General features: G+C 59.7%; 9 protein-coding genes. 7 read left to right on the top strand and 2 right to left on the bottom strand.

What is annotated here, in order from left to right:
- Positions 1-164: 164 nt before the first annotated feature.
- Positions 165-3,146, bottom strand: a complete 2,982-nt coding sequence (locus Q7T45_RS22455) for a PAS domain-containing protein (RefSeq protein WP_304873675.1) — start codon at positions 3,144-3,146, stop codon at positions 165-167.
- Positions 3,147-3,748: 602 nt separating this feature from the next.
- Between Q7T45_RS22455 and Q7T45_RS22460 the strand changes: the two genes are divergently transcribed.
- On the top strand, positions 3,749-3,979 hold the full coding sequence (locus Q7T45_RS22460) for a hypothetical protein (protein ID WP_370691340.1): 231 nt from the start codon (positions 3,749-3,751) through the stop codon (positions 3,977-3,979).
- Positions 3,980-4,629: 650 nt separating this feature from the next.
- Here Q7T45_RS22460 and Q7T45_RS22465 read toward each other — a convergent pair.
- On the bottom strand, positions 4,630-5,835 hold the full coding sequence (locus tag Q7T45_RS22465; RefSeq protein ID WP_304873677.1) for an LLM class flavin-dependent oxidoreductase: 1,206 nt from the start codon (positions 5,833-5,835) through the stop codon (positions 4,630-4,632).
- A 232-nt stretch (positions 5,836-6,067) separates the two neighbouring features.
- On the opposite strand from Q7T45_RS22465, the gene napE reads away from it, so the two are divergent.
- The 6 genes from napE to Q7T45_RS22495 form a co-directional block, all read left to right on the top strand.
- Positions 6,068-6,250 (top strand): periplasmic nitrate reductase, NapE protein, encoded by a 183-nt coding sequence (napE, locus tag Q7T45_RS22470; RefSeq protein WP_304873679.1) that lies wholly within the window; start codon positions 6,068-6,070, stop codon positions 6,248-6,250.
- Positions 6,251-6,275: 25 nt separating this feature from the next.
- The gene (locus Q7T45_RS22475; RefSeq protein ID WP_304873681.1) at positions 6,276-6,596 is read left to right on the top strand and encodes a chaperone NapD; all 321 of its coding nucleotides are present in this window, start codon (positions 6,276-6,278) and stop codon (positions 6,594-6,596) included.
- A 102-nt stretch (positions 6,597-6,698) separates the two neighbouring features.
- Complete coding sequence (gene napA / locus Q7T45_RS22480; RefSeq protein ID WP_304873682.1) at positions 6,699-9,212, top strand: nitrate reductase catalytic subunit NapA; 2,514 nt, start codon at positions 6,699-6,701, stop codon at positions 9,210-9,212.
- Positions 9,176-9,679: a nitrate reductase cytochrome c-type subunit gene (locus Q7T45_RS22485; protein ID WP_370691341.1), complete on the top strand. Its 504-nt coding sequence runs from the start codon at positions 9,176-9,178 to the stop codon at positions 9,677-9,679. Before napA ends, Q7T45_RS22485 begins: the two co-directional genes overlap by 37 nt.
- Complete coding sequence (locus tag Q7T45_RS22490) at positions 9,676-10,314, top strand: NapC/NirT family cytochrome c (protein WP_304873685.1); 639 nt, start codon at positions 9,676-9,678, stop codon at positions 10,312-10,314. The genes Q7T45_RS22485 and Q7T45_RS22490 overlap by 4 nt, the downstream gene beginning before the upstream one ends.
- 102 nt (positions 10,315-10,416) lie before the next feature.
- Positions 10,417-11,198: ATP-dependent RecD-like DNA helicase (locus Q7T45_RS22495; protein WP_304873686.1), on the top strand; the 782-nt coding region annotated here is incomplete at its 3' end.

The following is an 11,198-nucleotide window of genomic DNA, read 5'->3' on the forward strand; positions in this document are numbered from 1 at the left end:
TCCAATCGCCAGGAACGAGGCCAGAGCAGCCGACTACATCGAGCCGGTCCACAATGCGACCCGGCGTCATTCGCCGATCGGATATCTCAGCCCTGTTGAGGCTAACGCAAGCTTGGATTGGCCGAACCAGGTGTTCATCAAACCTGCAGCAGCCCAATGACCCGCTACTTGAAAGAATCCAAAACGTCTCGCACCTTGGCTGCAAGTTCCGCGTAAGTGAATGGCTTTGGAATAAGGTTGACGCCCGCGTCCAGACGACCGTGGTGGACGATAGCGTTGCGAGCGTAACCGGTCGTAAAAAGCACCCTGATCTCTGGTCGCAGCTTGCGAATTTCGTCAGCTACTTCGGCACCCGTCAAGCCGCTCGGTAAGACTACGTCAGTGAAAAGCAGATCAACCCTTGTTTGGCGCTCCAGCAGACGAAGTGCCGACGGACCATCGTGAGCCTCAACGACCCGATATCCCAATTCGCGCAGAATATCGACTGAGTATGTGCGCACGTCGTCATCATCTTCGACAACCAGAATAGTTTCTTCTGTGGTGCCTTCAGGAGCAATCGTTTGTACCGAGGCATCGTCCACCGCGTGATCTTCGATCAAAAGACGCGGCAGATAAATCTTCACAGTCGTGCCCTGCTCCAGTTCGGAATAGAGATTCACATGGCCACCAGACTGCTTCACAAATCCATACACCTGACTAAGGCCCAAGCCCGTACCCTTGCCCGGCTCTTTTGTAGTGAAGAACGGCTCGAATACCTGAGCGATGGTATTCCTGTCCATCCCAACACCAGTGTCTGACACACAAATCACTACGTATTGCCCGGGGATTACTTCCGCCTGGGTAGCTGCATAACCTTCATCAATATGCGCGTTTGCGGTTTCGATTGTGAGCTTACCGCCCGAAGGCATCGCATCCCGGGCGTTCACCGCAAGGTTTAACAGGGCGGTTTCGAGTTGATTAGGGTCGGCCTCCGTCTGCCATAAGCCGGCTGCAAGTATTGTCTCAACGGCAATCGGCTCTCCAAGCGATCTATAAAATAATTCGCTCATGCCGCTAACCAAGTCATTGACCTTGAGCGGCTTGGGGTTGAGCGGCTGACGCCTCGAAAACGCGAGCAAGCTTTCCGTTAAGGTAGCCGCTCGCTTAGCGCCCTTCATCGCATTTTCAGCGGCTCGGCGTAACCGGCCAGCATCGGCGGGCAAATTCCGTTGTAGGATTTCTAGATTGCCGACTATGATCTGCAAGAGATTATTGAAGTCGTGAGCAACCCCCCCCGTGAGTTGACCGACGGCTTCCATTTTTTGAGCTTGCCGCAAGGCCTCCTCTTGCTTGTGCAATTGTTCGGTACGCTCGACAACCTGCTGCTCTAGCGTCGAGTTGAGCTTTTGTAGCGCGTCTTCCGCACTTCGCCGCTGCTCGATTTCGCGCTGCGCAGATTGAAACAAGCGAGCGTTGTCTATTCCGATCGCGGCTTGAGCTGCGAGTCCGCTCAACAAGCGTTCGGACCTCTCAGAAAACACATTAGGTTCCGGATGCCCAAAAAATAGCCCACCGAGCACTTCACCTGTACGGGAGCGCACGGGCACCGCCAGATAGCTTCGCACCGACAAGTGGCCCTTGGGCATCCCGTGGTGCGGCAAATTGTGACCGTATCGGTCATCCAGTAATATATCTGGAGAACGAACAATCCCTTCACCACGGAAAGTGGGTGCAAATATTTTTGTTGCGCGAGGCATCGGATAGTCTGCGAACGCTTCTCTAGAGGCGCCGGAGAGCGTATAGAGCATCAAGCTTTCGCCACGCTCATCGAGCACATTGTAGAAAAACGCTCCGAACTGAGCGCCTGTCAAACGAACGCCCGCGTCAGTCACATGCTGTACCAATTTCTCAAGATCTAACTCTGCGGCAACAGCACTGCCGGTACTATTCAGAATTTCTAGCGCCGTCGTTTCCTCGCGTAGCGCCTCTTCGGCTTGCCGACTGTCGGTAATGTCGAGATTGACACCGATCATTCCAAGAAACTCGCCGCTCGATCCGAAGCGAGGCCGGCCGCTCGTTCGCAATAGCCTTATTTGTCCGCCGTGCTGTCGATACCGAGCTTCCACTGTGAACGGCGTATGGGCCTGCATGGCTTGAGAAAACGGTCCGAATAGTCTTTCGGTATCCTCCGGAACAAGTGTTGTGCTCCAATCGAACTGGGAGAGGTCTTCCAAATTCACGTCCCAGAATTCCCGCTGTGCGCGATTAAGGTAAACGCACTTTCCATCGGCATCGCCCATCCAAATCATCACGGGAGCATTTTCTGCGACCAGTCGGAAACGTTCTTCGCTTTCCTTTAAAGCTCCTTGTGCCCTGGCTAGTTCATCTTCTGCTGCCTTGCGTTCGGTGACGTCGGCGACAATACTTACCATTTGGTGCGGCCTGCCATCCGGCAAACGAGCGACTACGTGGCCGTGGCCCCTGAGCCAGTGAATCGTACCATCGGGCCACACCACGCGATATTCCGACGTAATCGAATCTTGCGTTTCAACGAGTTCATGGAATTTTTGCCTCAAATGACGGTCGCTCGGGTGCAACGCCGCCGTATACTCGTCGTGACTGCCTCCCACCCGTCCGCGGCCGTCAGGAATGTTGAGCCCAAACAGAGCCATGCCTTCCGGCGTCCATAGCCTGGTCTTGGCTACCAAATCAGTTTGCCAAGTACCCAGCCTACCTGCAGCAAGGGCAGAACTATAAAGCGCCTGGTTCTTGCGCAATGAATCTTCCGCCGCAACCTGCGCCGATACATCGACGTTAGTACCCAACCATCGATTGATCGAGCCCTTCTGATCTTTCAACGGAATAACTCGCGTCAGAAAAGGACGGAAAATCCCATCATGCCCCCTTAGAGGGAACGTCATTTCGAACGGTTCTCCCGTCTCGATCGAATGCTTCCAGCCTTTCAATACCTCGGGCAGTCGGTCGGGATCATGAACCTTGGTCCAGCCCCATCCCAGCAGTATTTCTGCGAAAATGCCGGTGTACTCTTGCCAGCGTCTGTTATACCAGAAAATACTGCCATTCGCGTCGGCCATCCAGCACAGTGTCGGAAGGTTATTGATAACCTCAATAAAATCTTCGTCGTCTATATTGGTAGTTGATCCCAATTTATCCGCCCCCCGTACTTAAGTACTTGCCCGCCTATTCGTGCCAAAATTAAAGCATCGTAGTTTGAAAATGAAGCTTTCGTGGACCGCCAGACTGTCCCTCGAACTCGTCCTCGCAATCATCGTCTCGATAGCCAGTACGCTGAAGCAGCTACAGGCAATCGGAACTTCTTCCTCAATAGACCCCACAGTATCGGTTAGGCCGATGGAGCTGCTAGACCGCTATCCGCCCATTTTGCAGCGTCGATTTTCATAGGATCGACTTTATCGCACTTCAAGCAACACAGCTTGGGCTTGCCTGTCCGGTCGGTCATGGCCATTAACCGCTTGTTGCATTTCGGGCAGCGAGCTTTATCCACGTGAACCTCCCTTATTTGTATGGCGATTCCAACGCGGAACTCGACCCTTCGGTTTCACTAGGCGCTGATTTTATTAACGGATTGTCCGGTACCGGACTGGGGAACGTAGGTAGGTCTGGCGCATTAAGTTTTTGAAGTGTCCCCGAGACCTTCATCTAGGCCCGTCGCATACCCCGAGTGCGGCGGGTTTTTTTCTGATAATCTGGCGTTTTGTGAGTTGAGTAATGGTCAAACACCCAAACAATGCCGGGGTTCATTAAACCCCAGCTCGCCACCTCGAAGACCAAGGCCCCCAAGGGCGAGCAGTGGCTGCACGAAATTAAGTACGACGGCTACCGCGTGCAGGTTCACGTCAACAGCGACAAGAAGCGCGTCTTCACTTGCAACGGGCTGGACTGGACCAAGCGATTCTCCGTTATTGCCGGCGCGCTCGACTTGTCGGCTCCGGGTCAAAAGCCGAGCAGCCGACCCTGATGTCGGTTGTCCGCTTCACCCGGGACAGCGGACATCGTCGATTAGGTAGCACGGGCATCCTCGGCGCTGCGGTCAACCGCCAGGCTCGCGCCGCCTCTCTACAAAATCCGATCCTTCCATGTTAGCGTTCCGTTTTTGGGAGATACTTATGGCGAGGAAGAGGATTTCCAGTACTGATTTGATATGGCAGTTCCACCAGAAGCTGAGGGAGTTCGACGACTATCCCCTTCATGGGATTTCTGTAGCCGTTGTTCCAGAGAACAAGGGCGAGTGGAGAGCGGTCACCACGCGAAACGTCATGACGAAACGGCCGCTTTGGGCTGGACGTGTTCAATCGATTGAGAAGCGTCTCCGAAAAGAGTATTTGCTGATTGCCGACCAATCCACGCCGCAAATACGTTCTCAACAGTGATTGAACTCAATGTCCGAGTTGGGTCATTCGCGACAGATGCGATCCAGCGGCAAGTCCGGTCATGTCCGCTATGCCGCCGAAAGCGGAGTAAATTCAGGGCATGAACAACAACGCCGCAGGTCATGGCGGGTTGATGGCGTTGCCCGAGACGTGATTCAAGCTCCGAAACCGGAGCTACGAACTCAGCGATTATGAATGGAACATCAATCCGAATATGGGCAAGTAATGGGTCTGCGCTCTAGCCCGCCGCCGCCTTCGCCGGAGCGACACTGACCGCCAACTTGCCGTAGCGATCCCGAAACGCTTCGGTATCGATCTCCTCGAGCTTGATCGCGCCGCTCATCACACCGGCCTTCCAGGCGTCGTGCTCGGGGTCCTCGCGGAATTCCGGCATCACTTCTTTCGCGAACAGTTCGAGCGAATCGCAGATGTCCTCGTGGCTGTTCTTGCCGGCCTGGTTGAGCAGGATCACCTGGTCGATGTGCGAGCTCCTGAAACGCCGCAGCTTCTTGCGGATGGTTTCCGGCGAGCCGATCAGGCCGCCACGCAGCGCCGCCTCCTGCGCTTCCGGATTGTCACGCTTCCACTTGTTGTATTCGTCCCACATGTTGACGGTGCCGGGATCGGGCCGCTGGCGGTTCTGCGAGGCGCCGTAAAAGCGCAGCGCGAACTGGAAGAAGGTGGCGCCATCGGCGCGGGCGCGGGCCTCCTCGTCGGTCTTCGCGCACATGAAGAACGACACCAGCGCCATGTTCGGATTGATCTCGTAATCCGCCAGCTTCTTCAGCCGTTTTGTAATGGCATTGTAATAGGCGTGTACCCAGGCATGCGCAGCATCGGCGCTGACGAATTGAAAGCCGAGCGCGCCAAAGCCGTGCTGGCCGGCACGCTCGATGGTCGGCAATTGCGAACACGCCATCCAGAGCGGCGGATGCGGCTTCTGCACCGGCTTCGGCACCACGTTGCGCAGCGGAATGTCGAAATACTTGCCGTGATGCTCGCTGCCGCCGTCCCCAAACATCGGGAAGATGGCGGCCACGGCCTCCTCGAACACTTCCTTCTTGGTTTCCATGTCGCGGCCGAACGGCGTCAGCTCGGTGATCGAGGCGCTTTCGCCCATGCCGAATTCGCAGCGGCCGTTGCTGAGCAGATCGAGCACCGCGACGCGCTCGGCGACGCGGGCCGGATGGTTGGTGGTGAGCTGGAAGATGCCGTGGCCGAGCCGGATGTTCTTGGTGCGCTGCGAGGCCGCGGCGAGAAACGATTCCGGCGACGGCGAATGCGAATATTCTTCCAGGAAATGATGCTCGACCACCCAGGCATGGTCGTAGCCGAGCCGGTCGGCGGTCTCCAGCTGCGTCAGCGCATTCTGGTAAAGGCTGAGTTCGTCGCCGGCCTGCCACGGTCGCGGCAATTGCAGCTCGTAAAAGATGCCGAACTTCATGATGGGCTCCTCCGCGGCCGGCTTGTTGTTAACGGTATTGTAATAGCCGCAAGAACCGAGTCCATCGCCAAGCCAATTCCGCGGCGCGGAACGACCGAAGGTCGTTTGGTCGCGGCCGAACTGTGTTAGAATTGATCCAGATCAAGGCGTGATTCGATTCGAAGCCCGAGACTGATCCATAGGTAGCGGCCCTGATGCCGCCGATCATTACATTTTCAAGTGAGACGCAAACATGTCGGCCGCTGGCAACGACACGGGTGGACGGCCGCGCCGTAGGCGCATGGAAATCTTTGCGTTTCTGTTTCTGACGGCGGTGCTGTTGCCGGCCTTCGCGGTCGCCACCGTCGGCAGCTACGGGCTTGGCGTCTGGGTGTACCAGATGCTGGCCGGTCCCCCCGGCCCTCCCCCGCGCTAGTCCAAGCCCTTTCAAGGAAAATCCCGTGGCCAGACCTCACAACGCCATCGACCGACGGGCCCTCATCACGGGCCGTCTGCTGAATGCCGACCAGGTGGTCGCGCCGCCCGGCGGCGAGATCGCCAGCATCCTGGTGCAGGCGCGGCCGGAACGCCTGGCCAGCGTGGAAACCGCCATCGTGGCGCTGGCCGGATGCGAGATCTACGGCCGCGATCCCAAGGGCAAGCTGGTCGTCGTGGTCGATGCGGCCGATGCCGGCGCGCTCGGATCGACGCTCAACACCATCGCGCTGTTGCCCGACGTCTACACCGCCTCGCTCGTCTTTCACGCCATCGAAGCCAGCTGACCAGGGCATGATCCCGACCCGAACGGCCGCGCTACCGCAAAGTGGCAACCGGTTTTCGGAAAAGATCATGCCCAGCCAGGAATCTACGCCGGGAGAATTGTCATGACCGCACCTAAACTCGACCGCCGCCAGGTTCTGAAGCTGGAGGCCGCCGCGATGGCGGCGCTGGCGGGCGGCATGACCACGTCGGCGCTGGCGGCGAACGTCGTCACCGACCGCGCCACCAGCGAGCTGAAATGGGACAAGGCGGCGTGCCGGTTCTGCGGCACCGGCTGCAGCGTCATGGTGGCGACCAAGGACAACCGCGTGGTCGCGACCCACGGCGACATCAAATCCGAGGTCAACCGCGGGCTCAACTGCGTGAAGGGCTATTTCCTTTCCAAGATCATGTACGGCCACGACCGTCTCACCAGGCCGATGCTGCGCAAGACGGGCGGCAAATACGACAAGAACGGCGAGTTCACGCCGGTGTCGTGGGATGAAGCCTTCGACATCATGGCGGAGAAATACAAGGCGGCGCTGAAGAAGCGCGGCCCCAGCGGGGTCGGCATGTTCGGTTCCGGCCAATGGACGATCTGGGAAGGCTATGCCGCCGTCAAGCTGTTCAAGGCCGGCTTCCGCACCAACAACATCGATCCCAATGCGCGGCACTGCATGGCCTCCGCGGTGGCCGGCATGATGCGCACCTTCGGCATCGACGAGCCGATGGGCTGCTACGACGACATCGAGTCGGCGGATGCGTTCGTGCTGTGGGGCTCCAACATGGCCGAGATGCACCCGATCCTGTGGACCCGGGTAACCGATCGCAGGCTCTCGGCCGCGCATGTCCGCGTCGCCGTGCTGTCGACCTTCGAGCACCGCTCGTTCGACCTCGCCGACATCGGCATGATCTTCAAGCCGCAGACCGACCTCTATATCCTCAACGCCATCGCCAACCACATCATCAAGACCGGACGGGTCAACAAGGAGTTCGTCGCCGCGCACACCATGTTCAAGCGCGGCCAGACCGACATCGGTTACGGCCTTCGCCCCGAACATCCGCTGCAGAAGAAGGCGACGGGTGCGGCGAAAGCCAACGATTCGACCGATATGAGTTTCGAGGACTACGCCAAATTCGTCGCCGACTACACGCTGGAGAAGGCGGCGGAGATGTCGGGCGTGCCGGTCAACCGGCTCGAGGCACTGGCCGAGCTCTATGCCGACCCCAAGATCAAGGTCACGAGTTTCTGGACCATGGGTTTCAACCAGCACACCCGCGGCGTCTGGTGCAACAACCTCGTCTACAACATCCATTTGCTGACGGGGAAAATCTCCGAGCCCGGCAACAGCCCGTTCTCGCTGACCGGCCAGCCCTCGGCCTGCGGCACCGCGCGCGAGGTCGGCACCTTCTCGCACCGCCTGCCCGCCGACATGGTGGTCACCAACAAGGCGCATCGCGACATCTCCGAGAAGATCTGGAAATTGCCCGAGGGCACCATTGCCGACAAGCCGGGCTATCACGCCGTGCTGCAGAGCCGGATGCTGAAGGACGGCCTGCTCAACGCCTACTGGGTGCAGGTCAACAACAATCTGCAGGCCGGGCCCAACGCCAATGAGGAAACCTATCCGGGGTTCCGCAATCCGGAAAACTTCATTGTCGTGTCCGACGCCTATCCGTCGGTGACGGCGCTCGCCGCCGACCTGATCCTGCCCACCGCGATGTGGGTGGAAAAGGAAGGCGCCTACGGCAATGCCGAGCGGCGCACCCAGTTCTGGCACCAGATGGTCACCGCCCCCGGCGAGTCGCGGTCGGACCTGTGGCAGGTGATGGAATTCTCCAAGCGCTTCAAGATCGAGGAAGTCTGGCCGGAGGAGCTGATCGCCAAGAAGCCGGAATACCGCGGCAAGACGCTGTTCGACGTGTTGTTCAAGAACGGCCAGGTCGACAAGTTCCCGCTGTCCGACATCGAAGCCGGCTACGCCAACGACGAGTCGAAGGCGTTCGGCTTCTACGTGCACAAGGGCCTGTTCGAGGAATATGCCGCTTTCGGCCGCGGTCATGCCCATGATCTGGCGCCGTTCGAGACCTATCATCGCGAGCGCGGGCTGCGCTGGCCCGTCGTCAATGGCCAAGAAACCAAATGGCGGTTTCGCGAGGGCATGGACCCCTATGTGAAGGCCGGGGCCGGCGTGCAGTTCTACGGATTCCCGGACGGCAAGGCGCGGATTTTCGCCCTGCCGTTCGAACCGGCCGCCGAATCCCCCGACAGCGAGTATCCATTCTGGCTCTCGACCGGCCGCGTGTTGGAGCACTGGCATTCCGGCACCATGACGCGGCGCGTCCCCGAGCTCTACAAGGCGTTCCCCGAGGCCGTGTGCTTCATGCATCCCGACGACGCAGCCGAGCTCAAGTTGCGGCGCGGCGACGAGATCAAGGTGCAGTCGCGCCGCGGCTTCATTCGCACCCGGGTCGAGACCCGCGGCCGCAACAAGACGCCGCGCGGCCTGGTGTACGTGCCGTGGTTCGACGAGGCGCAGCTGATCAACAAGGTGACGCTGGACGCCACCGATCCGATCTCGCTGCAGACCGATTTCAAGAAATGCGCGGTGCGCATCGAAAAGGTGAGCACGACATGATCGGAAAACCCTTTGTTCTCCTGCTGGCGATCGCGCTGGTGGCCGGCTCGAGTTCGCTGCTGGCGCAGTCGCTCAATTCAGGCCTGCGCGGCCTGACCCCGCTCAACGAGGAGGGGCCGGCCCCGCCGATGACGCCGATGCGCAACACCTCGGAGAAGGAGGTGCGAAACTATCCGGAGCAGCCGCCGGTCATTCCGCATTCGGTCGAGGGCTATCAGATCGACATGAACGGCAACAAGTGCCTGTCCTGTCACGCCCGCGCCCGCACCGGCGAGTCGAACGCCCCGATGGTCTCGATCACCCACTTCATGGATCGCGACGGCCAGTTCCTCTCCTCGGTGTCGCCGCGCCGGTTCTTCTGCACCTCCTGCCACGTGCCGCAGAACGTGGTGAGGGCGCCGATCGCCAATGACTTCGTCGACGTCGACACCCTGATCAACCGCGCGACGCCGGGAGGTCGCCGATGAGCGCGGTCGACCCGTCGGCGCCCCGGCCATCCTGGCTGGCACGGATATGGAATTTCATCGTCGAATTGTGGGACGTGCTGCGCCGGCCGAGTTCCGTGTTCGGGCTCGGCGCGTTGGTGTTCGCCGGCTTCGTCGCCGGCGTGATTTTCTGGGGCGGCTTCAATACCGCGCTGGAAATCACCAACACGGAAAAATTCTGCACCGGCTGCCACGAAATGAAGGACAACGTGTTCGCCGAGCTGAAGACCACCGCGCACTTCTCCAACCGCTCCGGCGTCCGCGCCAGCTGTCCGGACTGCCACGTCCCGCACAACTGGACCGACAAGATCGCGCGCAAGATGCAGGCCTCCAAAGAAGTCTGGGGCCATCTGTTCGGCACCATCGACACCCGCGAGAAATTTCGGGATCACCGGCTCGAACTGGCGCTGCACGAATGGTCGCGCCTCAAGGCCAATGATTCCCTGGAATGCCGCAACTGCCATAGTTCGGAATCGATGGACATTACAAAACAGTCGCCGCGCGCCTCGGTGGCGCATCAGCGCTTCCTGTTCACCGGCGAGAAGACCTGCATCGACTGCCACAAGGGCATCGCCCACCAGCTGCCCGACATGAAGGGCGTTCCGGGCTGGCAATAGTGCCGCCCGGGCCGGCGGCTTGCGCTGACGGCTCGAATGGTTAGCTTGGAAGGGGTGAGTCGCGGCCCATTGCCGTCTCGACCATCCCCCATTCGAGCCCCCATGACCACCTTTACGCCCCATCAGGACGCCGCGCTGAAGGCCGTTGCCGACTGGCTCAAGGCCAAACCCGGCAGGAACGGCACGCCGCCGGTGTTCCGGCTGTTCGGCTATGCCGGCACCGGCAAGACCACGCTGGCGCGTCATATCGCCGAGGGCGTCGATGGCGGCGTGAAATTCGCGGCCTTCACCGGCAAGGCCGCTTTGGTGATGCGCAACAAGGGTTGCGACAACGCCTCGACCATCCACTCGCTGATCTACCGCGCCAAGGAATCCGGCGTCGAGCAGCCGAGTTTTGAATTATGGGACGACGCGCCCGCCTCGAAGGCCAAACTGATCGTGATCGACGAATGCTCGATGGTGGACGCCGAATTGGGCCGCGACCTGATGTCGTTCGAATGCCCGCTATTAGTGCTCGGCGACCCCGCGCAGCTGCCGCCGATCCAGGGCGGCGGCTTCTTCACCGATAGCGAGCCCGACGTGATGCTGACCGAGGTGCATCGCCAGGCCCAGGACGATCCGATCATCCGGATGTCGATGGACGTGCGCGAGGGCCGCGACCTCGATATCGGCCGCTACGGCGAAAGCCAGGTGGTGTCGCGCGATGAACTCGATCCAAACCGGGTGATGCAGGCCGACCAGGTGCTGGTCGGGCGCAACAACACGCGGCGCGCCTACAACATGCGGGTGCGGCAGAAGCAGAACATCGAGGATCCCTTGCCGGTGGCCGGCGACAAGCTGGTGTGCCTGCGCAACAACCGCAAGAAGGGCCTGTTCAACGGCGG

The organism is Bradyrhizobium sp., assembly GCF_030646015.1.
Lineage (GTDB): Bacteria > Pseudomonadota > Alphaproteobacteria > Rhizobiales > Xanthobacteraceae > Bradyrhizobium.

Bases quoted from the DNA above. Each gene is read 5' to 3' on its own strand.
- Q7T45_RS22485 (WP_370691341.1), top strand. From the start codon at position 9,176: ATGCGCGGTGCGCATCGAAAAGGTGAGCACGACATGATCGGAAAACCC.
- napA (WP_304873682.1), top strand. From the start codon at position 6,699: ATGACCGCACCTAAACTCGACCGCCGCCAGGTTCTGAAGCTGGAGGCC.
- Q7T45_RS22465 (WP_304873677.1), bottom strand. From the start codon at position 5,835: ATGAAGTTCGGCATCTTTTACGAGCTGCAATTGCCGCGACCGTGGCAG.
- Q7T45_RS22490 (WP_304873685.1), top strand. From the start codon at position 9,676: ATGAGCGCGGTCGACCCGTCGGCGCCCCGGCCATCCTGGCTGGCACGG.
- Q7T45_RS22460 (WP_370691340.1), top strand. From the start codon at position 3,749: ATGCCGGGGTTCATTAAACCCCAGCTCGCCACCTCGAAGACCAAGGCC.
- napE (WP_304873679.1), top strand. From the start codon at position 6,068: ATGTCGGCCGCTGGCAACGACACGGGTGGACGGCCGCGCCGTAGGCGC.